This window comes from Micromonospora gifhornensis (assembly GCF_016863515.1).
Taxonomy (GTDB): Bacteria; Actinomycetota; Actinomycetes; order Mycobacteriales; family Micromonosporaceae; genus Micromonospora; species Micromonospora gifhornensis.
The window spans coordinates 1-1,459 of sequence record NZ_BOPA01000096.1 but is presented as its reverse complement, the minus strand read 5'-3'; the positions used below and the strand labels follow the sequence as shown (position 1 = coordinate 1,459).

The following is a 1,459-nucleotide window of genomic DNA, read 5'->3' as shown; positions in this document are numbered from 1 at the left end:
TGTCCCTATGGGTTTGGTCAAGCGGGGACGGGGCTGGTGGGGCGTGGTTGGTAGGGGATCTTGTCGCGGAGCATGGCGAACAGGACGTCGCAGCGGCGGCGGGCGAGGCAGATGAGGGCGGCGTTGTGGCGTTTGCCTTCGGCTCGTTTGCGGTCGTAGTAGGCGCGGCTGGTGGGGTCGGCGAGGGCGGCGAACGCGGCGAGGAAGAAGGCGCGTTTGAGGTTCTTGTTGCCGCCGCGGGGTGGGTGTTCGCCGCGGATGCTGCTGCCGGAGCGTCGGGTGACGGGGGCCAGTCCGGCGTAGGCGGCGAGGTGGCCGGGGGTGGGGAAGGCGGTGCCGTCGCCGACTTCGAGCAGGATCCGGGCGGCGGTCCTGACACCGATGCCGGGCATCGAGGTCAGGACCGGGGCGAGAGGGTGAGCATCAAGGATCCTCTCGACCTCGCCGGCAACCTGGTCGCGTTGTCGCAGGACATCGCGGAGGCTGTCAGCCAGGCGAGGCAGGATCGTCTCCGCAGCCTGGGTGCCCGGGACGGTCACGGTCTGCTCGTCGAGGGCGGTCATGATCTGCTCGACCAGGCGTTCGCCCATGCGGGGTGCGTGGACGGCGGCGATCGAGACAAGTTTGCGGCGGCCGGCCTTGCGCAGTCCGACGGGGCCGCCGCAGCGCGACAGCAGCTCCAGGGCCGCCTTGTGGTGAATCTTAGGGCCGAGGACCCGTTCCAGCGCGGGATGGATCTGCGTCAGCAGGCCACGGATCCGGTTGGACACGCGGGTGGCTTCGCCGGCGAGATCGTCATCGAACCCGACCAGCACCTCCAGCTCCGCGAGGGCTTCATCGCCGACGTCGACCCGCCGCAGCGTGTGGGGCAGGGTGCGGGCCGCGTCAGCGATGACGTAGGCGTCACGGGCGTCTGTCTTCGCCGTGCCGGGATGCAGGTCGGCGATGCGGCGCATGGCCAGGCCGGGCAGGTAGGCCACCTGATGCCCACACGCCCGAGCCACCGCCACGGGCAGGGCACCGATCGAGGCGGGCTGGTCGACCACCACCAGCACCCGACCGTGGCGGGCGAGCTTGCCGAATAGCTGCCTCAGCCGGACCTCGGTGTTCGGCAACGCCGCGTCATGCAGCCGCTTGCCATCGGGCGCCAACCCGACCGCATGGTGATCGCCCTTACCGACGTCCAAGCCGAGGTAGACGCCGTATCCGTCGTGCACCAGACCCGCCTCCACGCATCGCATCGTGGCCTCGGCCGCTGATCCAGGCGTCGGACTGCCGGCAGCCACGTTACGAAGAGACCTACCCCAACACGGGTGGCCGTGTCCCTATCAGCGGTCCACCGACGCCACCCGACCCGGCGACAACACCCCCCGGATCATCCGAACGACAGGGGCAGGAAGTCATACCGGGCCGGGCGACCGAGGAGTCCCCGGCTGGGGACGATCAAAAAGGTAACGGG

General features: G+C 69.9%; 1 protein-coding gene. It reads right to left on the bottom strand.

The genetic code is table 11. The annotated features are described in order from the left end of the window. Positions 1–17: 17 nt before the first annotated feature. Positions 18–1,241 carry an IS110 family RNA-guided transposase gene (locus Vgi01_RS30255; protein WP_204293336.1) on the bottom strand — a complete coding sequence of 408 codons (1,224 nt, stop codon included), beginning with the start codon at positions 1,239–1,241 and terminating at the stop codon, positions 18–20. Between the last annotated feature and the right edge of the window lie 218 nt (positions 1,242–1,459).